Raw genomic sequence first — 22,164 nt, 5'->3', positions numbered from 1 at the left:
GCCCCGACCACCGGACCACCCCCTGGCCGCCGCTGTGGGCAACCCCGGGGTGGCGGCCACCCCCGCGCCCCCGTTGCGGACGTCCGCGGGGCGGCGCCCGCCCCCGCGCCCCGTCGCGGGCTGCGCCCGCCCCGCCGTTGTGGGCAGTCGTTCCGCTGGGGCGGAACGGGTGGGCACAACGGACGGCGCCCCTTGCCGGCGCCCGAGGCTGCTGCGCCTGGACCCGCACCGACGGGCACGGCGCACGCGGGGTGCGGGTTCAGGCCCGGAACGCGGAGGCGCCGCTGGAGGGCGCCGTCCCGTGTGCCCACCCGTCCCGCCCAGCGGGACGATTGCCCACACGGAGGCGGGCGGAGGCGCCGCCCCGCAGGGCGCGGGTCCGTGTGGGGTGTGGCCCGGGGGCGTCAGAGGTCCGTCGCGCGGAACGTGATCCGCCCCGCCACCGCCGTCAGGCGGACCGGGACGTCCGGGAGTTCCGTCGCCGGGGTCGTCAGGGGATCCGCCCCCAGGACCGTCAGATCGGCGCGGTGGCCGACGACCGGACGCCCCGCCTCGTGCTCCTCGCCCGCCGCGTACGCCGGCGCCGTCGTCATGCCCCGCAGCGCCTCCAGCGCCGTGAGCGCCTGCTCCGGCCCGTGCGGCGCCTGCCCGAGGTCACGGCTCGGGCGCCGGTGCCGGGCCCCGGCCATCACGCCCAGCGGCGGGAACGGCGCGATGGGCCAGTCCGAGCCGAGGACCACGGTCGCACCCGACTCCGCGAGGTCGCGGCAGCGCCACGCGCGCCCGGCGCGCTCCTCGCCCAGACGCCGCGACCAGTTGTCGGTGTGGTCGGCGCGGGTGAAGTCGCAGCAGTGCGTGGGCTGCATCGACGCCAGGACGCCCAGCTCGGCGAAGCGGCGCAGCGTGTCGTCCGGCACCGTCTCGATGTGCTCGACCCGGTGCCGTACCCCGCCGCCCGCCTCCGCCCGCGCCTTCTCGACGGAGTCGAGGACGTGCCGTACGGCCGCGTCGCCGATGGCGTGCGTCGCGGTGGCCACGCCCGCCCGGTGCAGTTCCCCGATGATCCGGGTGTACGCCTCGGGGTCCGGCCAGAACGCGTGCGTGGACTCGCCGTGGCAGTCCGGCCGTTCCAGCCACGCCGTGCCGTTGTCGATGGTCCCGTCCATGAAGAGCTTCACGCCGGCGACCCGCCACAGCTCCCCGCCCGTGCCCTGCTGCTCGATCAGCGCGCGCACGCCGTCGGCGTCGGTGCCCGGCTGGCACCAGGGCGCGACCCGGAGCCGCAGCGGCAGCTCACCGGCCGCGTCGAGCTCCCCGTACAGGGCGAGGCTGTCGCCGTTGGCGTCCATGGCGTGACCGCCGGTGAGGCCTGCCGCCGCCATGGACCGCAGCGCCGCCGCGAGCCGCTGCCGGCTCTCCTCGCGCGTCGGCTTGGGGGCGACCCGCTCGACCAGTTCGCAGGCGGCGTCCTCCTGGAGCAGTCCGGTCGGGCGTCCGTCGGCGTCGCAGACGACCTCGGCGGAGGCCTGGTCGAAGACGCGGGGGCCGTCGACCCCGGCGAGTTCGAGGGCCCGGCGGCTGGCCAGGGCCGAGTGCGCGTCGAAGAGCAGCAGGAAGGCGGGCACCCCTTCGAGCACCGCGTCGAAGGGGGCGGTGCCGACGGGCCGGCCGCCGAAGACGTTCGGGTCCAGGCCCCAGCCGAAGAGCCACTGGCCGCGGCCGAGGGACCGCACCTCGCGTGCCAGCGCCTCCCGTACGTCGTCGAGGTCGGCGCAGTACGACAGGTCGAGGCCGTGGGTGAGTTCGGCGCCGGAGACGGGGTGCAGGTGGCCGTCGACGAAGCCGGGGGTGACGACGGCCCCCTTGAGGTCGACGACGGTCGTCGCCGGAGCGGCCAGCGCCCGGATCTCGCGGTCGTCGCCCAGGGCGGAGATCCGGCCGTCGTCGGAGACGGCGAGCGCGGTTTCCGGCAGGAACGCCCCCGTGCCGGGGTCGAGCAGACGGGCGGAGTGCAGGACGAGTCGGGTGCGCACGGTGGCTCCAGGAAGGGTGCGGAAGGCGGTCGGGACAGTGGAGTCGTAGGAGGTGGGGGTGGGGTGGGACCGGTGGGCGGGTGCGGGGCGGGTCGGCGGTGTGGGGCCGGTGGGCGGGGTGGTCGTCGGGCGGATGGCCGTCGGCGTGGCCCGGTGGCGGACCGGACGGTCGCCGGGGGAGGCGCGGCCCGCCGGCGGCCGCAGGCGGGAGGCCGGCCCGGTGTCGGTCGCCGCCCCGTTCGCCCGTGGGGCTCGCGGACCGGTGGGACCGGAGGCCGAGTGGCCTCCGGCGCGGCGCGTCGCCGCCCGGTCGTCTCCGCTCGTCAGCTCGGCACGGGCGGTTCTCCCGGCAGCCGTACGTCCGTCAAGGTGCCGTACGGCAGGCCGAGTTCCCGTTCCGCCGTCGTCACCGCCATCCGCGTCACCGCCTCCGGGCGGTTGCTGCGGTCGGTGTTGGCGTGGGCGCCGAGGCCGTCGAGGACCACCAGGATCTGGATGGCCGCCGCGCGCGGGTCGTCCGTGCGGAACTCGCCGCGTTCGACGCCCTCGCGGATGAGTCCTTCGAGGCGGTCGTCGGAGGCGAGTTCCTGCTCGGCGACCCGGTCGCGGAGCACGGGCCGGTAGCGGCTGAGGTGCCGGGCGTTGATCCACAGGCGGCTGATGTCGTCGTACGCCTCTCCGGCCGAGAGGGCGAAGTAGCGCGCGAGGTACTGCGTGGGCGTCCCGTCGGGGCGGTCGGCGGGCAGCAGGGCGTCGAGCTCGCCGGTGGAGGCGACGCTGAAGGCCTCGGCCACCAGGTCCTCCGCCGAGGGGAAGTAGTGGCTGATCAGACCGGGGCGCACGGCGAGCTCTTCGGCGATGCGCCGGAGCGTGACGCACTCCAGGCCCTCGGTGAGGGCGACGCGGGCCGCGGTCTCCACGATCTCCGCCCTCCGGGCCTCGGGAGTTTTCCGAATTCTCTTGCGCTGGACGCTTGACGGCATACCGGCGATGCTATTGAGTGTGCGACCAATAAGCAACCAGGTGGGCATCACACGCATCCGGAGGGCCGCATGGCTTCCACGATCCCCGACCCCGGCGCCGCCCGCGCCGAGGTCACCCCGCCGGCCGACCGGTCCGGCCGCATCGAGGCCCACGGCATCGATCACATCTCCGACGCGGAGCGCCACGGCAACCCGCGCGAACTGTTCGCCGTCTGGGCCGCCGCCAGCGTCAACTACCTCAGCCTCGTCGTGGGCGGCGCCCTGGTCCTGATGGGGCTGACCCTCTGGCAGTCGCTCGCCGTGATCGTCATCGGCAACCTCTTCAGCGTCCTCACCGGCCTGGTCGCCACCCCGGGCCCCGCCGCGGGCGCGCCCAGCGAGGTCATCACCCGCGCCCTCTACGGCGTCATCGGCAACCGCGTGAACAACGCGGTCGGCGGCTGGCTCGTCTCCGTCTGCTACTTCGCCCTCAACCTGGCCGCCGCCGCGACCGCCGCCTTCGCCCTGGTCGAGAAGGTCGGCATCACGGCCGACACCCCGGTGAAGGTCGCCGTCATCGTCGTCATCGCCGCGCTCACCCTCGGCATCAGCGTGTACGGACACGGCCTGATCATCAAGCTGTACCTGCCGATCACGCTGGCCCTGGCCGGCTCCTTCACCGTCGTCGCGCTGGCGGTCTTCGAGCACGCCGACTTCTCGTACGTCCCCGCCGAGTCGCTGACGGGCACGGACCTGTGGGCGGTGCTCGTCGCGGGCACGGCGATGGTGGCCTCGGGCCCGCTCTCGTACACCACGAGCGCCGACTTCTCCCGTTACCTGCCCCGCACGGCCTCGCCGAAGGCCGTCGCCGGCTGGACCGCGCTCGGCTCCTTCGTGCCGAGCGTCATCGTCTGCGCGCTCGGCGCGTTCGCCGCGACGGCCGTCGACATGACGGACCCCCAGAACGCGCTCCAGGAGATCCTGCCCGGCTGGTTCACACCGGTCTTCCTGCTCTCCCTGGTCCTGGGCACGATCTCCATCAACGCACTGACGGCCTACAGCGCCGGCCTCGCCCTCCAGGCCGTCGGCCTGCGCATCCGCCGCACCGTCAGCGTCCTCTTCGACGGCGTCGTCGCGGTGAGCCTCACCCTCTACGGGCTGCTCGTCTCCAACTTCCTCGACACCGTCAGCAACGCCCTCCAGGTGATCACCGTCCTGATCGGCCCGCTCATGGCCGTGTACGCGACGGACGTCGTGCTGCGCCGCAACCGGTACGACGGCGTCGCGCTCTCGGACGAGACGTCCGGCAGCCCCTTCTGGTTCACCGGCGGAGTCAACTGGGCGGGAGCCGTCTCCCTGCTGACGGGCGTGGCCGCCGCCGCCCTCTGCGTGAACACCCTCTACACGGGACCGGTCGCCGCCGCCCTCGGCGGCATGGACCTCTCCCTGCCGGTCGGCATGGTGGTCTCCACCGTGCTGTACGTGGTGCTGGGGCGCCGCGCGGTCGCGGCGACCGCCGCCGCCCGCTGAGCCGCGGCGACCACCCCCGCCCACCGGGCCGCGGGGCCCTCGCCCACCGGGCCGCGGGGCGGCCGGAGCCCTCCGAGCCCCCTGAACCGCGGGCGGCCGGAGCCCGCCCCGGCCGCCCCGCGGCCCCGTCCGTCCGGCCGCTACCGGCCGGCCGCCTCCACCAGGCCGCGCATCACGCGCGTGTCCTCGCCCATCTCCGGGTGCCACTGCACCCCGAGCGCCCAGGCCGGCGCGTCCAGTTCCACCGCCTCCACCGTGCCGTCCTCCGCGTGCGCCGAGGCTGTGAGCCCCGCGCCGAGCCGGTCGACGGCCTGGTGGTGGTAGGTCGGGACCTCGGCGAGTTCGGGCACCAGCGAGGCGTACCGCGTGCCCGGCACCGGCTTCACCGCGTGCCGGCCGATCACGCCGACCGCCTCCACGTGCCCGTCCAGGTGCTGGACCAGCGTGCCGCCGAGCGCCACGTTCAGGAGCTGCATCCCCCGGCAGATGCCGAGCAGCGGGGTGCCGGAGGCCAGCGCCGCGTCGATGAGGGCCAGCTCCCAGGCGTCCCGGGCGCGGGCGGGCGGGCCGGTGCGGGGGTCGGGCTCGGCCCCGTACCGTACGGGCTCGACGTCCGCCCCGCCCGCGACGACGAGCCCGTCGAGCCGGGCCACGACCGCCGCCGCCTCCTCGGGCCCGGCGGGCGGCAGCATGACCGCGAGCCCGCCGCCCTCCCGTACGAGACGCGGGTACGCGGCCGGGAGCAGTGCGGCGGTCATGTCCCACACGCCCCAGCGCGCCCGGTCCAGATAGGTGGTCACGCCGATGAGCGGCTTGGTCACGGAACTTCCTCCAGGAAGGGAAGGGACGTCAGTCGCGTTCGAGTTCGGCCTCGGCCGCGGCGAGCGCCGCGAACTCCTCCTCGGGCGCCCTGGCCACCAGGTGGTGCCGACTGTAGAACGCGAAGTAGGCGAGGGCGATCACGTACACCCCCAGCGCCATGAAGGCCGCCGTCCGGTCCACCAGGAAGGTGGCGACCAGCGCCGACAGGGCCAGGACGAAGGCCACCGACGAGGTCACGATCCCGCCGGGCGTGCGGTACGGCCGGTGCAGCCCCGGCTCGCGGCGGCGCAGCACGATGTGGGAGAGCGCCATCAGGGCGTACGAGATGGTGGCGCCGAAGACCGCGACGTTCAGCATCCGCGCCCCGTCCCCGGTGCCGGCGGCGAGCGCGAAGCCGATGGCGCCGGGGATGAGGAGTCCCAGGTAGGGCGACTTGCGGCGGCTGGTCAGGGAGAGGAACCGGGGCAGGTAGCCCGCGCGGGAGAGGGCGAACAGCTGGCGCGAACCGGCGTAGATCAGGGAGAAGAAGGAGGCGACCAGGCCCGCGAGGCCCGCGTAGTTCACGAAGCGGCTGAGCGCCGTGGGCTCTCCGTCGCCCTGGAGCGCCACGACCAGCGGGTTGCCGGCCTCCTGGACGGCGGCCGCGCCGCGCGCCCCGGTGGCGGCGAAGAAGGTCATGACGGCGAGCAGCACCAGGATCCCCATGGAGATCGCGAGCGCCCTCGGCATCGACCGCACCGGGTCCTTGGCCTCCTCCGCGGCCAGCGGCACGCCCTCGACGCCCAGGAAGAACCACATGCCGAAGGGGAACGCGGCCCAGATCCCGAGCAGTCCGAAGGGCAGCCAGGAGTTCGACCCGAAGGCCGTCCCGTCGACCGGGATGTCGTCCAGGCCGTCCACGTGGAAGTCGGTGAACGCGCCGACCGCGAAGACGACCAGGGCCGCGACCGCGATCGCCGTCACGATCAGGCTGAAGCGCAGCGCCTCGCCCACGCCCCACAGGTGGATGCCGATGAAGAGCGCGAAGCAGACCAGGTAGACCGGCCAGCCGGACTCCAGGCCGAAGAGGCCGAGGGACTCGACGTAGTCGCCGATGAAGAGGGAGATCGCGGCGGGGGCGAGGACGTACTCGATGAGGATCGCGGTGCCGGTGAGGAAGCCGCCCCAGGTGCCGAGCGCCCGGCGGGCGAAGCCGTAGCCGCCGCCCGCGGTGGGCAGGATGGCGGAGAGCTCGGCGAGCGCGAAGACCAGACAGGCGTACATCGCGCCCATCAGGACGGTGGCGACGGCGAGGCCGCCGAAGCCGCCCTTCGACAGGCCGATGTTCCAGCCGGAGAAGTCCCCGGACACGACGTACGCGACGCCGAGGCCGGTCAGCAGCAGCCAGCCGGCGCTGCCGCGGCGCAGGGCCCGGCGTTCGAGGTAGTCGTCCTTCGACTGCGTGGTGTCTTCCAGCGTCATGGCGGCGTCAGCTCCCCGCAACGGGCCCAATGGATTGGTGCCATACCTTTGCGGTGGCCGGTGGGGAAGCGCAACCCCCGTGCGTTACTTTCGGGTCACGCCGTTCCCGGTGCCGGGCCGGGGCCGGGACGCCCCGCGGCGGTCCCGCCCCTCACGTCAGGAAGCCCCGCAGCAGCGCCGCCGTGCCCGAGCAGTGCTCCCGCATCACCTCGCGCGCCGCGTCCGCGTCCCCGTCGAGCACGGCCTCCACCAGGGCGGTGTGCTGGTGCTGGGAGTGCTCCAGATTGCGCACGAGCAGGGGGATGCAGTCCAGGAGGTCGTTCACCGTCGCCCGGACGGCTGCGTACCGGGCCGTCAGCGTCGGCGAGCCGGAGAGCTCCGCGAGCGTCAGGTGGAGCAGGGTGTCCTGGCGGCGGTAATCGGCCAGCGGGGCGTCATGGGTCGCCGCGAGGGCCGTCCGCAGCCGCTCGGCGCCCGCCGCGTCGAGGCCGTGGGCCGCGCACAGCCCGGCGGCCCCCACCTCCAGGACCTCACGGAAGCGCAGGGTGTCCTCCATGTCGACCGTGGCGATCCGGCGGCGCAGCTCGTCCTCGTCGGCCGTCTGGACCCGGGGCAGCACGAACGTCCCGCCGTACCGGCCGCGCCGGCTCTCCACGAGCCCCTGTTCCTGGAGGACCTTCAGGACCTCGCGCAGGGTCACCCGGCTGATCCCCATCCGGTCGGCGAGCTCCCGCTCGGCGGGCAGCCGCTCCCCACCGGGCACCAGGCCGAGCCGCACCACCTGGAGGATCTGCTCCAGGGCCTCCTCGAACCCGTTGCCCGCCCGCACCGGCCGCAGCACGGGCGTCAGCCGGTCCGCCGGTTCACTCGTACTGGCCACGTTCTCGTTTCCCTTCCTCCAGCACTTCCCAAGCAATGGTCTTCCGCAATACCTTATGGCTCCCGGCAGGCCGAAGGAGGAGCAATCCCGTGGCAGACCGCACACCCCCGCTCACCGTCGAGGAGCTGCGCGCCCTCGTCGCGAGCGGCGAGATCGACACCGTCGTCCTGGCCTTCCCCGACATGCAGGGAAGACTCCAGGGCAAGCGGTTCGCCGCACCGTTCTTCCTGGACGAGGTCCTCGACCACGGCACCGAGGGCTGCAACTACCTCCTCGCCGTCGACACCGAGATGAACACCGTCGACGGCTACGAGATGTCCTCCTGGGACCGCGGCTACGGCGACTTCGCCATGCACCCCGACCTCACCACCCTCCGCCGCCTCCCCTGGAACGACGCCACCGCCATGGTGACGGCCGACCTCGCCTGGGCCGACGGCACCCCCGTCGCCGCCGCGCCCCGCCAGATCCTCCGCCGCCAGCTGGAGCGCCTCGCGGAGCTCGGCCTCACCGCCCACGTCGGCACCGAACTCGAGTTCATCGTCTTCAGGGACAGCTACGAGCAGGCCTGGGACGCGCACTACCGCGGCCTCACCCCCGCCAACCAGTACAACATCGACTACTCCGTCCTCGGCACCGGACGCATCGAACCGCTCCTGCGCCGCATCCGCAACGAGATGGCCGGCGCCGGACTCACCGTCGAGTCCGCCAAGGGCGAGTGCAACCCCGGCCAGCACGAGATCGCCTTCAAGTACGACGAGGCCCTCGTCACCTGCGACCAGCACGCCGTCTACAAGACGGGCGCCAAGGAGATCGCCGCCCAGGAGGGCTACTCGCTCACCTTCATGGCGAAGTACGACGAACGCGAGGGCAACTCCTGCCACATCCACCTCTCCCTCCAGAACGCCGACGGAGAGAACGTGATGGCCGGGGACGACGAGCACCACATGTCCGCGACCATGCGGCACTTCCTCGCCGGACAGCTCGCCGCCCTCCGCGACTTCTCCCTCCTCTACGCCCCCAACATCAACTCCTACAAGCGGTTCCAGCCCGGTTCCTTCGCGCCCACCGCCGTCGCCTGGGGCCACGACAACCGCACCTGCTCGCTCCGGGTCGTCGGCCACGGCCGCTCCACCCGCTTCGAGAACCGCCTCCCCGGCGGCGACGTCAACCCCCACCTCGCCGTCGCCGGCCTGGTCGCCGCCGGCCTGTACGGCATCGAGCAGCGCCTCGAACTGCCCCCGCCCTGCACCGGGAACGCGTACACCGCCGAGTACGCGCACGTCCCCACCACCCTGCGCGAGGCCGCCGAACTCTGGGAGACCAGCGAGATCGCCAAGGCCGCCTTCGGCGCCGAGGTCGTCGCCCACTACCGCAACATGGCCCGCGTCGAACTCGACGCCTTCGACGCCGCGGTGACCGACTGGGAGCTGCGCCGCTCCTTCGAACGCCACTGACCGCCTCTGCATCGCCTCCGAGAGGAACGAGTTGCTCCAGGTACTGAACCCGGCGACCGAGGAAACCGTCGCCACCGTCCCCGCCGCCACCCCCGCGGACGTCGACGCCGCCGTCGCCCGCGCCGCCGCCGCCCAGCGCGGCTGGGCCGCCGCCGCGCCCGCCGACCGGGCCCGGCTGCTCCGCCGCTTCGCCGCCGTCGTCGACGACCACGTCGAGGAACTGGCCCGCCTGGAGGTCACCGAGGCGGGCCACACCATCGGCAACGCCCGCTGGGAGGCCGGCAACGTCCGCGACCTGCTGGACTTCGCCGCCGGGGGAGTGGAGCGCCTCAACGGCCGCCAGATCCCGGTGGCCGGCGGCCTCGACATCACGATCCTCGAACCGCTCGGGGTCGTCGGCGTCATCGCCCCCTGGAACTTCCCCATGCCGATCGCCGCCTGGGCCACCGCGCCCGCCCTCGCCGCCGGCAACGCCGTGATCCTCAAGCCGGCCGAGGCCACCCCGCTCACCGCGCTCCGCCTCGCCGAACTCGCCCTCGAAGCGGGTCTCCCCGAGGGACTCTTCCAGGTCCTGCCCGGCACCGGCCCCGTCGCCGGCAACGCCCTCGTCGAACACCCCGGCATCGCCAAGATCGTCTTCACCGGCTCCACCGGGGTCGGCAAGTCGATCATGGCGAAGTGCGCCGACCAGGTGAAGCGGGTCACCCTCGAACTCGGCGGCAAGAGCCCCAACATCGTCTTCGCCGACGCGGACCTGGAGGCCGCGGCGGCGGCGGCGCCGATGTCCTTCCTCGACAACAGCGGCCAGGACTGCTGCGCCCGCACCCGGATCCTCGTCCAGCGCGGCGCGTACGACCGCTTCCTCGAACTCCTCACCCCCGCCATCGAGGAGATCGTCGTCGGCGACCCCGCCGACGAGCGCACCCAGATGGGCCCGCTCATCTCCCGCGCCCAGCTCGACCGCGTCCGCTCCTACGTCCCGGAGCACGCCGCCGGCATCCGGGGCAAGGCGCCCGAGGGTCCCGGCTTCTGGTTCCCGCCGACCGTCCTCACCGGCGTCCCCGAGGACGCCCGCTGCGCCGTCGAGGAGATCTTCGGACCCGTCGCCGTCGTCCTCCCCTTCGAGGACGAGGCCGACGCGATCCGCCTCGCCAACGCCACCGAGTACGGCCTCTCCGGCTCGATCTGGACCCGGGACGTCGGCCGCGCGCTGCGCGCCTCCCGCGCCGTCCGGGCCGGCAACCTCTCCGTCAACTCCCACTCCAGCGTCCGCTACTGGACCCCGTTCGGCGGCTACCAGCAGTCCGGCCTCGGCCGCGAACTCGGCCCCGACGCCCTCACCGCCTTCACCGAAACCAAGAACGTCTTCATCAGCACGGAGGGTCCCGCACTGTGAGCAACGAGATCATCTGCCGCCGCCTCGTCGGCCGCACCGCCGTCATCACCGGAGCGGGCAGCGGCATCGGCCTCGCCACCGCCCGCCGTCTCGCCTCCGAAGGCGCCCGCGTCGTCTGCGGCGACATCGACGAGACCGCCGGCAAGGCCGCCGCCGAGGAGGTCGGCGGCACCTTCGTCCGGGTCGACGTCACCGACCCGGACGAGGTCGAGAACCTCTTCGAGGTCGCCTTCGACACCTACGGCTCCGTCGACATCGCCTTCAACAACGCCGGCATCTCGCCCCCCGACGACGACTCCATCCTGGAGACCGGCCTGGAGGCCTGGAAGCGCGTCCAGGACGTCAACCTCACCTCCGTCTACCTCTGCTGCAAGGCCGCCCTGCCCTACATGCGCCGCCAGGGCAAGGGCTCCATCATCAACACCGCCTCCTTCGTCGCCATCATGGGCGCCGCCACCAGCCAGATCTCGTACACCGCCTCCAAGGGCGGCGTCCTCGCCATGTCCCGCGAGCTGGGCGTCCAGTTCGCCCGGGAGGGCATCCGCGTCAACGCCCTCTGCCCCGGCCCGGTCAACACTCCGCTCCTCCGGGAACTGTTCGCCAAGGACCCCGAGCGGGCCGCGCGCCGCCTCGTGCACATCCCCGTCGGCCGCTTCGCCGAGGCCGAGGAGATCGCCGCCGCCGTCGCCTTCCTCGCGAGCGACGACTCCTCCTTCGTCAACGCCAGCGACTTCCTCGTCGACGGCGGCATCTCGGGCGCGTACGTGACCCCCCTCTAGACCCCACCGCCGCCACCCCCCTTCCCCCACCCGACAGCCGGGCGTCACGAGGCGCCCGGCTGTCCGCGCACACCCGGGAGAGCGTTCATGAACGGCAAGCTCCGCACCCTCGCCACGGCGTCCGCCCTCGCCCTCGCCGCCACCGGCCTCCTCCCCACGACGAACGCCGGGGCCGGACCCGCCCGATGCCCCACCCTGAAGGTCTCCGACGGCTGGTACGGCGACAACGAGGCGCGCATCGAGGCCCTGCTGGCCGACCACTGCCACGACAAGGGCGGCCGGAAGCCGGTCGCGGTCTTCGACTGGGACAACACCGTCGTCAAGAACGACGTCGGCGACGCCACCTTCTCCTGGCTCCTGCGCCACGACCGCGTCCGGCCCCCGAAGGACGGCGACTGGTCCACCACCAGCCGCCACCTCACCCCCGAGGCCGCGACGGCCCTCGGCCGGGCCTGCCCCACCGGCGTCCGCACCCTCCCCACGGCCACCGACACCCGCTGCGCCGACGAACTCCTCTCCGTGTACGCGGACGGGGCCACGACCACCGGCCGGACGGCCTTCGCCGGCCACGACCACCGCCGCACGGAACCCCGGTACGCCTGGCTCGCCCAGCTCCTGCACGGCTGGACCCCCCGCCAGGCCGCCTCCTTCGCCGCCGCCGCCCGCGCCGAGAACCTCGCCGCCCCGCAGGGCGCCACCCAGCGGGTCGGCACCGCGCGGGTCACCGGCTGGGTCCGTTACTACGACCAGCAGCGGGACCTGATCCGCGCCCTCCGGGAGGGCGGCTTCGACGTCTGGATCGTCTCCGCCTCGCCCGAACCCGTCGTCGACGTCTGGGCGAAGGGCGTCGGCATCGACCCCGCCCACGCCGTCGGCATCCGCAACACCACCGACCACGGCCGCCTCACCAGCCACCTCAAGGGCTGCGGCACCGTCCGGGACGGCGAGGACACGATGATCACCTACATCGACGGCAAGCGCTGCTGGATCAACCAGGAGGTCTTCGGCGTCCGCGGCCCCGACGCCGAGCGCGTCCGGCCCGCCGACCGGCGCCAGGTCTTCGCCGCCGGCGACTCCGACACCGACGTCTCCTTCCTGCGGGACGCCACCGGGCTGCGCCTGGTCCTCAACCGCAACAAGGACGAGCTCATGTGCCGGGCGTACGAGAACGGCGACGGCCGCTGGCTCGTCAACCCCATGTTCATCGAGCCCAAGAAGCGGAGGACGGCGCCGTACCCGTGCGCCACCACCGGCTACACGGCGGGCGACGGCACCGCGCAGCCGGTCCGGCGCCCCGACGGCAGCATCGTCCCGGACCAGCCGGACACGGTGTTCTAGAGGAAGGTCATCCCCTCGCCCCGGTACGTGGGCACGGTCGCCGTGACGCGATCGCCCTCCACCAGGTGCAGGCTCTCGAACCGCTCGCACAGCTCCCCGGCCTTCGCGTGCCGGAACCAGACCTTGTCGCCGATCCGGAGATCATCGGCGGGGGAGCCGAGCAGCGGGGTCTGCACCTCGCCGGGACCCTCCTGCGGGTCGTACCGGAGCCCCTCGGGCAGGTACGGGACGGGCAGCCGGTCCGCACCCGCGACCCCCGACGCCGGGTAACCGCCGCCGAGCACCGTCACCACGCCCACACCCGGGCGGCGGACCACCGGCTGGGCGAAGAGCGCGGCCGGACGCCCGCTGAAGGACGTGTAGTTGTCGAAGAGACGCGGCACGAACAGCCCCGAACCCGCGGCGATCTCCGTCACCGCGTCCTCGGCGGCCGTGTGCTGCACGCTCCCGGTGCCGCCGCCGTTCACGAACTCCAGGTCCGGCGCCACCGCCCGGACGGCCCGCACCACGGCAGCCCTGCGCTCCGCCAGCTCCCTGCGGGCGGCGGACTGCATCAGCCGGATCGCCCGCGAGCGCAGCGGCCGGCCCGCGACCGCGTCCCCGACGCCGGCGACGTGCCCCTCGTACGCCATGATCCCGACCAGCCGGAAGCCCGGCCGCCGCACCACGGAACGGGCCAGCTCGGCGAGCTGGGCGGGCTCCCGCAGCGGCGAGCGCCGGGCCCCGACCCGCATCCGCCCGCCGAACAGGTGCAGCGCCGTGTCCAGCTCCAGACAGACCCGCACCTCCTCCGTCCCGCCCGCGCGGGCCGCGTCGATCAGATCGAGCTGCGCCACGTCGTCCACCATCACGGTCACGGCGGCGGCGAGCTTCGGATCCCGCGCGAGCTCCCCGAACCCCGAACGGTCGGCCGAGGGGTACGCCAGGAGGACGTCCTCGAACCCGGCGCGCGCCAGCCACAACGACTCGTCGAGCGTGAACGACATGATCCCGGCGAACCCGTCGCGCGACAGCACCCGCTCGAGGAGCGCCCGGCACCGGACCGACTTGCTCGCCACCCGGACCGGCTTGCCCCCGGCCCGGCGCACGAGGTCCGCCGCGTTGGCGTCGAAGGCCTCCAGGTCGACGATCGCCACGGGCGCGTCGAGGTGGGCGGTGGCCCGGTCGTAACGGGCCCGGTCGGCGGCACGGGGAGTCATGGCCCGAGCTTGCCAGACCGGTCGGGGGGTGGGTAGCCCCTGGGTTCCCGTGCGCGGGGGAACAGCCCGTAGAGTGACGGGCATTGTCGACACGAGCGGGGGGACGGGGATGACCGGCGAGCACCGCCCCATGGCCTCCCGCATCACGGACGCCCTGCTCCCGGCCCCGGACGTCACGGACCTCCCGGCGGTCGAGACCACGACCCGCCTCCGCCCGGTCCCCGCGACGGACCGGCCCTCCGGTCCGCCGCCCGCCCCGGCGACGCCCGCCCCGCCCCGGCCGACGCCCGCCCCGGCGACGCCCGCGCCGAGTCACCGGCCGACGCCCGCCCCGGCGACGCCCGCGCCGAGTCACCGGCCGACGCCCGCGCCGGCGACGCCCGCGCCGAGTCACCGGCCGACGCCCGCCCCGGCGACGCCCGCGCAGGTCGCCGTCCCGCCCCGTCCCGCGACCCCGCCCAAGGGCGGCACGGCGCCGCCCGCGCCCGTCCCTTCGGCCGCGGCGACCGCGTCGCTCCGGTCCACGACGGCCCCGGCACGGCCGGCCGGCGCCCCGGCGCGGCCGGTGGAAGCCCCCGGCAGGCCCGCCGCCGCCCCCATGTGGCGCGAGGCCCCCCACGACGAGCCCGCCGGTGGCCGGGCCCGGCCCGCAGCCGCTCCTTTCGGGCCGACCGGCGGTCCTGTCCAGCCCGCCGGGCCGGCGACCGCCCCCACCGGTCCGGCGGCCGGTTCCGCGCGGCCCGCGCCCGCCGGGGCCGCGGCGGTCCCCACCCGATCCGAAGCCGCCCCCGCCCGGCCCCCGGCCGGGCCGGGTGCCGCCCCCGCCCGGCCCCCGGTCGCCGCCGCCGGGCGCCCGGACGTGCCGCCTCACGCGGCGGCCCGCACCACCGCCCCGTACCGCGGGCCCGGCGCGCTCCCGCCCGAGGCGCCCGTCGAGATCACCACGCGGCTGCGGCCCGTGCAGGAGCGGCGGCCCGGGCGGACCCTCGCCGTCGCCGCCTGCGCCGTGCTCGGGTTCGGGCTCATCGGCGGAGCCCTCGCCGGCGTGTGGCTGGCCGCGTCCGAGCCCGGGAAGCCCGTCGAACCCGTCGGGTACAGCGAGGCCGAGGACCTCTGGCACAACGCGCCCGTCGACACCCTCTTCCCCCGCACCGTCGCGGGCCCCGGCGCGGGCCCCGGCGGCGCCGACCGCACCTGGACCCGGATCGTCGTCGCCCCGGACGCCGCCTGCACCCCCGCCGTCCTCGCCAAGACCCTCCGCGCCACCGTCGAACCGCTCGGCTGCGAGCGCGTCCTGCGCGCCACGTACACCGACGCCACCGCCAGCAGCGTGATCACCGTCGGCCTCGTCTTCACCCGCGCCGACGCCGCCACCCAGCGCGGCCTCGGTCAGAGCCTCGTGGCGCGCCCCGGCACGGACGCCCCCCCGGCCCTCGCCGGACCCGGCACCGTCGCCGCCCGCTTCGGCGCCCCGCAGCGGGCCGCCTGGTGGCTGGAAGCCCCCGCCGACCTGCCGGTCGTCGTCTCCGCCGTCTCCGGCTTCGCCGACGGCCGGGTCGTCGAGGGAGGCCCCGTCCCCGCCTCCGAGGCCTCCGGCGCGAACCGCACCGACGCCACCGCCCAGTCGGGTCTCGGCCACGAGGCCCAGGGCATCACCGAACGCTTCGTACGGCTGCTGCGCACGGCCGCCGCCGAGGCCGCCGAGGAGAACGCCCGGTGACCCGCCCCGCCCACCGCCGGACCCGCGGCGGCGCGGTCGCCCTGCTCGCCGCCGCCTTCTCCGTCCTGCCCGCCACCACCGCCCCCGCCCACGCCGACACCATCCGGGCCCGCCAGTGGGGCCTCGAAGCCCTCCACACCGCGGAGGCCTGGCGCACCACCGAGGGCCACGGCGTCACCGTCGCCGTCCTCGACACCGGCGTCGACGCCGGCCACCCGGACCTCGCGGGTTCGGTCCTCGCCGGACGCGACCTCATCGGCTTCGGCGCGTCGAAGGGCGACCGCGCCTGGGCACGGCACGGCACCGCCATGGCCGGCATCATCGCCGGACACGGCCACGGCCCCGGCGGCCGGGACGGCGTCCTCGGGGTCGCCCCCGACGTCCGGATCCTGCCCGTGCGGGTCATCCTGGAGTCCACCGACAAGGCTCGCGACAAGGCCCGCAAGACCCGGGGCAAGGCCCTCGCCGAGGGCATCCGCTGGGCCGCCGACCACGGCGCCGACGTCATCAACCTGTCCCTCGGCGACGACTCCGAGTCCGCCCATCCCGACGCGGGCGAGGACGCCGCCGTCCAGTACGCCCTCGCCAAGGGGGTCTCCGTCGTCGCCTCCGCCGGCAACGGCGGCGAGAAGGGCGACCACATCTCGTACCCCGCCGCCTACCCCGGGGTCATTGCCGCCGCCGCCGTGGACCGCTACGGCACCCACGCCTCCTTCTCCACCCGCCGCTGGTACGCCACCGTCAGCGCCCCCGGCGACGACATCGTCATCGCCGACCCCGACCGCCGCTACTACGAGGGCTGGGGCACCAGCGCCGCCGCCGCCTTCGTCTCCGGATCCGTCGCCCTCGTCCGCTCGGCGCACCCCGGCCTCACCCCCGCCCAGATCAAGCGGCTGCTCATCGACACCGCCCGCAACCGGCCGAAGGGCGGACGCAGCGACGCCAAGGGGTACGGGACGGTCGACCCGGCCGCCGCGATCGCCGCCGGCCGCCGGATCGAGCCCGGCGACCCCAAGAGCACCACCACCGGCTACCGGGGCCGCTACTTCGGGCCCGGCCCCCTCCCCGCCGCCGAGGAGAGCCGGTCCTTCGGCCTGCTCGCCCCCGTCGCCGGCGGACTCGGCGCCCTGCTCCTCCTCACCGCCGTGATGCTCCGGCGCGCCCACCGGACCTCCTAGTCGGCGCCCCGGACCCGGCGGCTAGGCTCGACGCGTGGCGCTCAAGAACATTCCGGACCCCGGTTTCTCCGAAGACGACGGCACCGCCGACCCGCGGCTCGTCGCGGCCCTCGCGGCCTGGGCGGAGGACAGAACCGCCCACGGCCCGGTCCTCGAAGCCCTGAAGGGGGCCCGGCTGCTCGTCCCCGTGGTCGCCGTCCTCGGCGAGGTCGAGACCGACCCCGAGACGGGGCTGAAGCAGGAGAAGACGAGCGACATGGCCGTCCCCACCCTGACGGCCGGCGACCGGCGGGCCCTGCCCGCCTTCACCTCGATCGCCTCGCTCGCCCTCTGGGACCCGCAGGCCCGGCCCGTCGCCGTCCCCGTCCACCAGGCGATCGCGGCCCTCGTCCACGAGAAGGCCGACACCCTGGTCCTGGACCTGGCCGGTCCCGTGCCGTACCAGGTGACCGGCTCGGCGCTGCTCGCCCTCGCCGAGGGCCGCTCCAGCACCGACCCGCTCGACGACCCGGCCGTACGGGAGGCCGTGCGCGCCGTCGTGGCCGCCGAACCCGCGGTGCTCCGCGCCCACCTGGGCCCCGGCGCCGCCGACGGAACCGTCGCCCTGGTCCTCGCCGCGGACGCCTCCCCGGCGGAGGCGGCCCAGCGCGTGGCCCGCGCCCTGGCCGCCGACGAAACACTGAGGGCCCGCCTGGTGCGGGGCCTCGACCTGGCACTCCTGCCGGCCTCGGCCGCGCCTCCCGGCGAGCCCTTCCACGTGAAGAACGTCTAGCGCGGGGAACCCCTGGCCGCACACCGGCCCGGTGACTGCTGTCCCCCGGGGGGCGACCCCGTACCCCCGCGGCCCCGGCGGGCCCGATCGGCTCCTAGCCGTACACCGGCCCGGTGTACTTCTCGCCCGGTCCCTGGCCCGGCTCGTCCGGGATCAGGGAGGCCTCGCGGAAGGCGAGCTGGAGGGACTTCAGACCGTCCCGCAGGGGGGCCGCGTGGAAGGAGGAGACCTCCGTCGCGCCGGCGTCCATGAGGCCCGCGAGCGCGTGGATCAGCTTCCGCGCCTCGTCGAGGTCCTTGTGCTCCTCGCCCTCCTCGGTGAGCCCGAGCTTCACGGCGGCGGCGCTCATCAGGTTGACGGCGACGGTCACGATCACCTCGACCGCCGGGACCTCCGCGATGTCGCGGGTCATGCTCTCGAAGTCGGGGGTGTCCGTGGACTCGTTCTGGGGCGTCTCGCTCATGCCCACACGATAAGCGGACGTACGGTTCGCGCCGACCGCCGGGTCCTGCTAACCTTGTGTAACGACCGGCTGGACATCTCTGTGTCCGGCCCACAAGTGGAGGCTCCGTACTCCCACCTGACCACCCTCGCGGGTGGCGGGTCACCGGTCAGGTGGCGCCCATCGTTCCGTACGGACGATGGAGCCGCCCGATGTGCGCCCCGCGGTTCACCGTGGTGGTGCTCCGGTTTTCCGTGGAGCCCCGCCTGTGTACCGTCCGGGGCATTTTTCATGTGCCGGCTCGGTTGGTCTCAGAAACAGACGTTGCGCGTCCGTCTGCCAGGCGGTCGTGTGGTGCTACCGAGGAGGATCCATCAGCGCCGAGCCCCGCATCAACGACAGGATTCGCGTTCCCGAGGTGCGACTTGTCGGACCCAGCGGCGAGCAGGTCGGGATTGTTCCGCTTGCCAAGGCCCTGGAGCTCGCACAGGAGTACGACCTCGACTTGGTCGAGGTCGCGGCGAACGCCCGTCCGCCCGTGTGCAAGCTCATGGACTACGGGAAGTTCAAGTACGAGTCGGCCATGAAGGCCCGTGAGGCGCGCAAGAACCAGGCGCACACGGTCATCAAGGAGATGAAGCTCCGGCCGAAGATCGACCCGCACGACTACGACACCAAGAAGGGTCACGTCGTCCGGTTCCTCAAGCAGGGTGACAAGGTCAAGATCACGATCATGTTCCGTGGTCGTGAGCAGTCCCGTCCCGAGCTTGGTTTCCGGCTGCTGCAGCGGCTGGCGTCGGACGTCGAGGAGCTCGGCTTCATCGAGTCCAACCCGAAGCAGGACGGCCGGAACATGATCATGGTTCTCGGCCCGCACAAGAAGAAGACCGAGGCCATGGCCGAGGCGCGTGAGGCCCAGGCCGCACGCAAGGCCGAGCGCCAGGGCATCGCCTCCGAAGAGGCGCCCGAGGCTCCGGCCGCCGAGTCCGAGGCTCCGGCCGAGACCCCCGAGGCGTGACCCGAGGGGCTGTCATCCAGGCAGCCCCGGGCCCCGCCCGGAACCACCGAACGAAGAACTGACGCTCCCGGATGTCCGGTGCCCGCACCGGGTGGGAGCGCCACTGACGAGGAGATACGGCGCGATGCCGAAGAACAAGACGCACTCCGGTGCCAAGAAGCGCTTCAAGGTCACCGGCTCCGGCAAGATCCTGCGCGAGCGCGCCGGCAAGCGCCACCTGCTCGAGCACAAGTCGTCCAAGCTGACGCGTCGCCTCACCGGCAACGCCGAGATGGCCCCGGGTGACTCCGCCAAGATCAAGAAGATGCTGGGCATCTGATCTGATCTCCCGCCCTCGGCGACGAGGGCATCCGGCACAGACCGGGATCCATCCGTTTTTCGGGTCGTGTGAGGACCACCACGACCCCGCTACAAGGAGTTAACAAGTGGCACGCGTCAAGCGGGCAGTCAACGCCCACAAGAAGCGCCGGGCGATTCTCGAGGCGGCCTCCGGCTACCGCGGTCAGCGTTCGCGCCTGTACCGCAAGGCCAAGGAGCAGGTCACCCACTCGCTGGTCTACAACTACAACGACCGGAAGAAGCGCAAGGGCGACTTCCGTCAGCTGTGGATCCAGCGCATCAACGCCGCTGCCCGCCAGAACGGCATGACGTACAACCGCCTCATCCAGGGTCTGAAGGCCGCCAACATCGAGGTGGACCGCAAGATCCTCGCCGAGCTGGCCGTCAACGACATCAACGCGTTCGCCGCGCTGGTCGAGGTCGCGCAGAAGGCCCTCCCGGCCGACGTCAACGCCCCGAAGGCCGCCGCCTGATCTTCCAGGCCGCAGTGCTTCCGCCCGGACCCGCAGGCGCGCTCGCGCCTGCGGGTCCGGGTGCGTCGGCCCCCGAACACCCGTAGTCCCGGCCCCAGGGCCATCGGTCCCGCAGCGCCCCGGCCCCGAAGAGAGAACCGCCGCACCCCATGGTCACCCCCGAGCTGATCTCCCCGCGTTCCCCGCGCGTCGTCGCCGCCCGGCGGCTCGCCAAGCGCAACTTCCGGGGCAAGGACCGCCTCTTCATCGCCGAGGGCCCGCAGGCCGTCCGCGAGGCCGTCGGACACCGCGGCCCCGGCGGAGAGCCCACCCTCGTCGAGCTGTTCACCACCGTCGAGGCCGCCGAGCGCTACGACGCGATCGTCGACGCCGCCCGCGCCGCCGGCGCCCGCGTCCACTTCGCCTCCGACGCCGTCCTCGCCGAGGTCTCCCAGACCGTCACCCCGCAGGGCCTGGTCGGCGTCTGCCGGTTCCTCGACTCGCCGTTCGAGGAGATCGTCGCGGCCCGGCCCCGACTGGTCGCCGTCCTCGCGCACGTCCGCGACCCCGGGAACGCCGGCACCGTGCTGCGCTGCGCCGACGCGGCCGGCGCCGACGCCGTCGTCCTCACCGACGCCTCCGTCGACCTCTACAACCCCAAGTCCGTCCGCGCCTCCGTCGGCTCCCTCTTCCACCTCCCGGTGGCCGTCGGCGTCCCCGTCGAGCAGGCCGTCGCCGGACTCAAGAGCGCGGGCGTGCGGATCCTCGCCGCCGACGGGGCCGGCCAGGACGACCTCGACGACGAACTCGACGCCGGCACCATGGGCGGGCCCACCGCCTGGATCTTCGGCAACGAGGCCTGGGGGCTGCCCGAGGAGACCCGGGCGCTCGCCGACGCCGTCGTCCGCGTCCCGATCCACGGCAAGGCCGAGAGCCTCAACCTCGCCACCGCCGCCGCGGTCTGCCTGTACGCCTCCGCCCGCGCCCAGCGCCCCCGAACCTCCGCCTGAGGGGTCCATTCCGCTCTCCCGGCCCAGTAGAGTGACGCACTCGGGGGCCCACTGCGCTACACGGAGGGGTGGGATACGGGGATGACGGTCGGCACGGACAGTCCCGCACAGGCACGGAGGACCACGCCGCACGCCCCGGAACCGGTCGGAGCCGACGGCGCCCCGCACGTCCCGGAGCCGCCCGCGCCCGGTGCCGCGCCGGCCTCCGCGGAGGCGGCGGGCTTCGCCGGGATCGAGCCCGACGACCTGCCCGACGGTCTCGTCGTCGCCGACGAGACCGGTCGCGTCGTCTGCTTCAACGCCGCCGCCGTCCGCATCACCGCCGTCCCCGCCGACCGGGCCCTCGGCCTCCCCCTCGACGAGGTGCTGCCCCTGGAGGACCTCAAGGGATGCCGCTGGTGGGCGCTGACCGATCCGTACGGCGGACTCTCCACCCGCCGCGGCCAGCCCGAGCGCAACCTGCTCCTCCCCGGCGGCCGCGAGGTCCTCGTCTCCGCCCGGTACGTCCGCGAGCACCCCACCGGCCCCGTCCGCCGCGTCGTGGTCTCCCTGCGCGGCACCGAGGCGCGCCGCCGCACCGAGCGCAGCCACGCCGAGCTCATCGCCACCGTCGCCCACGAACTGCGCTCGCCGCTGACCTCCGTGAAGGGCTTCACCGCCACCCTCCTCGACAAGTGGGAGCGGTTCAACGACGAGCAGAAGCGGCTCATGCTGGAGACGGTCGACGCCGACGCGGGCCGCATCAAGCGGCTCATCGCCGAACTCCTCGACATCTCCCGGATCGACTCCGGCCGCCTCGAAGTCCGCCGCCAGCCCGTCGACATCGCCGCCGCCGTCGGCCGGCACATCCAGGTGCACACCACCGCCGGCCAGTCCCCCGACCGCTTCTTCGTACGGATCAGACCCCAGCTGCCCCCGCTCTGGGCCGACCCCGACAAGATCGACCAGATCCTCGGGAACCTCCTGGAAAACGCGGTGCGCCACGGCGAAGGAACCGTCACCATCGAGGTGGCACCCACCACGCTGGGCGACGACGGAGAAGAGGGGACGGAGGTCACCGTGAGCGACGAGGGACCCGGCATCCCCGAAGCGTCGATGAGCCGCGTCTTCACCCGCTTCTGGCGGGGCAGCAAACGCGGCGGCACCGGCCTCGGCCTCTACATCGTCAAGGGCGTCGTCGAGGCCCACGGCGGCACCATCACCGTCGGACGGGGCCCCCGTGGCGGGGCCGAGTTCCGATTTATCCTGCCCGTCGGCACCCCGGCCCACCTCCTCTGACGTCTCAGCAGACGAGACCCCACGAGATCAGGAGCCGTCCGGCCTGCCCACGGGCTCATTCGCGTCCCCCCGCCCCGTTAGACTCGTCCTTTGGCACGTTT

The 22,164-nt window shown here is 74.1% G+C and carries 20 protein-coding genes; 13 read left to right on the top strand and 7 right to left on the bottom strand.

Annotated features, from left to right (window positions below):
• Positions 1 to 404: 404 nt before the first annotated feature.
• Together IE180_RS31980 and IE180_RS31975 are read right to left on the bottom strand one after the other, a co-directional pair.
• Positions 405 to 2,033 carry an amidohydrolase gene (locus IE180_RS31980; RefSeq protein ID WP_190160446.1) on the bottom strand — a complete coding sequence of 543 codons (1,629 nt, stop codon included), beginning with the start codon at positions 2,031 to 2,033 and terminating at the stop codon, positions 405 to 407.
• A 323-nt stretch (positions 2,034 to 2,356) separates the two neighbouring features.
• A complete protein-coding gene (locus IE180_RS31975; protein WP_190160445.1) occupies positions 2,357 to 3,016 on the bottom strand; it encodes a TetR/AcrR family transcriptional regulator in 660 nt (219 codons plus the stop codon).
• A gap of 69 nt (positions 3,017 to 3,085) precedes the next feature.
• Here IE180_RS31975 and IE180_RS31970 point away from each other — a divergent pair, with 69 nt between their 5' ends.
• Positions 3,086 to 4,525 (top strand): purine-cytosine permease family protein, encoded by a 1,440-nt coding sequence (locus tag IE180_RS31970; RefSeq protein WP_190160444.1) that lies wholly within the window; start codon positions 3,086 to 3,088, stop codon positions 4,523 to 4,525.
• Positions 4,526 to 4,665: 140 nt separating this feature from the next.
• Here the strand turns inward: IE180_RS31970 and IE180_RS31965 are convergent, their stop codons facing one another.
• The 3 genes from IE180_RS31965 to IE180_RS31955 form a co-directional block, all read right to left on the bottom strand.
• Positions 4,666 to 5,346: a gamma-glutamyl-gamma-aminobutyrate hydrolase family protein gene (locus IE180_RS31965; RefSeq protein ID WP_190160443.1), complete on the bottom strand. Its 681-nt coding sequence runs from the start codon at positions 5,344 to 5,346 to the stop codon at positions 4,666 to 4,668.
• A gap of 28 nt (positions 5,347 to 5,374) precedes the next feature.
• Positions 5,375 to 6,808: an ethanolamine permease gene (gene eat / locus IE180_RS31960; RefSeq protein WP_190160442.1), complete on the bottom strand. Its 1,434-nt coding sequence runs from the start codon at positions 6,806 to 6,808 to the stop codon at positions 5,375 to 5,377.
• Between the two features lie 151 nt (positions 6,809 to 6,959).
• A complete protein-coding gene (locus IE180_RS31955) occupies positions 6,960 to 7,688 on the bottom strand; it encodes a FadR/GntR family transcriptional regulator (RefSeq protein WP_190160441.1) in 729 nt (242 codons plus the stop codon).
• 89 nt (positions 7,689 to 7,777) lie between these two features.
• Here IE180_RS31955 and IE180_RS31950 point away from each other — a divergent pair, with 89 nt between their 5' ends.
• From IE180_RS31950 to IE180_RS31935, 4 genes are all read left to right on the top strand, one after another.
• The gene (locus IE180_RS31950; RefSeq protein ID WP_190160440.1) at positions 7,778 to 9,142 is read left to right on the top strand and encodes a glutamine synthetase family protein; all 1,365 of its coding nucleotides are present in this window, start codon (positions 7,778 to 7,780) and stop codon (positions 9,140 to 9,142) included.
• 31 nt (positions 9,143 to 9,173) lie between these two features.
• Entirely contained in the window at positions 9,174 to 10,538 is a 1,365-nt protein-coding gene (locus IE180_RS31945) for an aldehyde dehydrogenase family protein (RefSeq protein ID WP_190160439.1), read from the top strand.
• Complete coding sequence (locus IE180_RS31940) at positions 10,535 to 11,317, top strand: 3-oxoacyl-ACP reductase (RefSeq protein ID WP_190160438.1); 783 nt, start codon at positions 10,535 to 10,537, stop codon at positions 11,315 to 11,317. Before IE180_RS31945 ends, IE180_RS31940 begins: the two co-directional genes overlap by 4 nt.
• 87 nt (positions 11,318 to 11,404) lie before the next feature.
• A complete protein-coding gene (locus IE180_RS31935) occupies positions 11,405 to 12,655 on the top strand; it encodes a haloacid dehalogenase-like hydrolase (protein WP_190160437.1) in 1,251 nt (416 codons plus the stop codon).
• Here IE180_RS31935 and IE180_RS31930 read toward each other — a convergent pair.
• Positions 12,652 to 13,854, bottom strand: coding sequence for an amino acid deaminase/aldolase (locus IE180_RS31930; RefSeq protein ID WP_190160436.1), 1,203 nt, complete (start codon positions 13,852 to 13,854; stop codon positions 12,652 to 12,654). The genes IE180_RS31935 and IE180_RS31930 overlap by 4 nt on opposite strands.
• Before the next feature lie 109 nt (positions 13,855 to 13,963).
• Here IE180_RS31930 and IE180_RS36875 point away from each other — a divergent pair, with 109 nt between their 5' ends.
• The 3 genes from IE180_RS36875 to IE180_RS31915 are packed head-to-tail and all read left to right on the top strand — an operon-like array spanning position 13,964 to position 17,524.
• Positions 13,964 to 15,574, top strand: coding sequence for a hypothetical protein (locus IE180_RS36875; protein ID WP_229861112.1), 1,611 nt, complete (start codon positions 13,964 to 13,966; stop codon positions 15,572 to 15,574).
• Positions 15,571 to 16,752 carry a type VII secretion-associated serine protease mycosin gene (gene mycP, locus IE180_RS31920; protein ID WP_190160435.1) on the top strand — a complete coding sequence of 394 codons (1,182 nt, stop codon included), beginning with the start codon at positions 15,571 to 15,573 and terminating at the stop codon, positions 16,750 to 16,752. Before IE180_RS36875 ends, mycP begins: the two co-directional genes overlap by 4 nt.
• 34 nt (positions 16,753 to 16,786) lie before the next feature.
• Positions 16,787 to 17,524 carry an SseB family protein gene (locus IE180_RS31915; protein ID WP_190160434.1) on the top strand — a complete coding sequence of 246 codons (738 nt, stop codon included), beginning with the start codon at positions 16,787 to 16,789 and terminating at the stop codon, positions 17,522 to 17,524.
• Between the two features lie 94 nt (positions 17,525 to 17,618).
• On the opposite strand, the gene IE180_RS31910 is transcribed toward IE180_RS31915, so the two are convergent.
• A complete protein-coding gene (locus IE180_RS31910; protein ID WP_190160433.1) occupies positions 17,619 to 17,987 on the bottom strand; it encodes a DUF1844 domain-containing protein in 369 nt (122 codons plus the stop codon).
• A 328-nt stretch (positions 17,988 to 18,315) separates the two neighbouring features.
• Here IE180_RS31910 and infC point away from each other — a divergent pair, with 328 nt between their 5' ends.
• The 5 genes from infC (at position 18,316) to IE180_RS31885 (ending at position 22,063) form a co-directional block, all read left to right on the top strand.
• On the top strand, positions 18,316 to 18,984 hold the full coding sequence (gene infC, locus IE180_RS31905) for a translation initiation factor IF-3 (protein WP_190160432.1): 669 nt from the start codon (positions 18,316 to 18,318) through the stop codon (positions 18,982 to 18,984).
• Positions 18,985 to 19,108: 124 nt separating this feature from the next.
• Positions 19,109 to 19,303, top strand: coding sequence for a 50S ribosomal protein L35 (gene rpmI, locus IE180_RS31900; protein ID WP_041128339.1), 195 nt, complete (start codon positions 19,109 to 19,111; stop codon positions 19,301 to 19,303).
• A 106-nt stretch (positions 19,304 to 19,409) separates the two neighbouring features.
• Complete coding sequence (rplT, locus tag IE180_RS31895) at positions 19,410 to 19,796, top strand: 50S ribosomal protein L20 (protein ID WP_017241732.1); 387 nt, start codon at positions 19,410 to 19,412, stop codon at positions 19,794 to 19,796.
• Between the two features lie 149 nt (positions 19,797 to 19,945).
• Complete coding sequence (locus IE180_RS31890; RefSeq protein WP_190160431.1) at positions 19,946 to 20,785, top strand: TrmH family RNA methyltransferase; 840 nt, start codon at positions 19,946 to 19,948, stop codon at positions 20,783 to 20,785.
• A gap of 81 nt (positions 20,786 to 20,866) precedes the next feature.
• Positions 20,867 to 22,063: a sensor histidine kinase gene (locus IE180_RS31885; RefSeq protein WP_190160430.1), complete on the top strand. Its 1,197-nt coding sequence runs from the start codon at positions 20,867 to 20,869 to the stop codon at positions 22,061 to 22,063.
• Positions 22,064 to 22,164: the final 101 nt, after the last annotated feature.

The sequence above is a fragment of the Streptomyces litmocidini genome, from assembly GCF_014649755.1.
In the GTDB taxonomy this organism is placed as follows: Bacteria; Actinomycetota; Actinomycetes; order Streptomycetales; family Streptomycetaceae; genus Streptomyces; species Streptomyces litmocidini.
This window is presented reverse-complemented; position numbering and strand designations above follow the sequence as displayed.